We start from the raw sequence: 552 nt of genomic DNA, 5'->3' as shown, positions 1-552 counted from the left end.
TGAGGCGTGCCTTATACTCGGCGGTGGCATCCAATATATCTGTGCGCTTGTTGCCTGCTGAATAGGACAATTCGGAGGATAATTTCTCCCATTTGCCATTGCTGTCCGCCTTATACCATTCGCAACCCACTATACCGTAGCCGGTGTTTGCCTTTACGAGCAGCAGATTGTTGTACCGGATGGACACGACATCCTCAAACGCTGCTCGGCTTTCGATGGTCAGACTGTAATTGGCTGTGTCTCTTGCTATTACAATACTGTATTTGACCACATAACGTCCGCCTCTGCTAATATCAACCGTGAAGCGATTCCCTTTTACACCTTCGTGCAATACGGTGGAAGAGGTCTTGGTCGTAACCGTTACAACAGACTCCAAAGCCTCACAATGTGCCAGGTAATAGCCTGTACCGATGCTGTCGGCATTTGACACAGCTATCGCGTGGCCGTTGGTATTGCCACCCGTGTTGCCACCTGCGCCACCTGTGTTGCCGCCTGTGCCGCCTGTGCCACCTGTGTTGCCGCCTGAGCCGCCTGTGTTGCCGCCCGTGTTGG

At 52.9% G+C, this 552-nt stretch carries 1 protein-coding gene; it reads right to left on the bottom strand.

The annotated features are described in order from the left end of the window. Positions 1–552, bottom strand: a 552-nt coding sequence (locus tag ASC50_RS03555; protein ID WP_193391198.1) for a hypothetical protein, incomplete at both ends; no start/stop codon positions are given.

The organism is Candidatus Symbiothrix dinenymphae (assembly GCF_001431085.1).
Note: the sequence above shows the minus strand (reverse complement) of the source record. Positions and strands in the feature narration are given on the sequence as shown.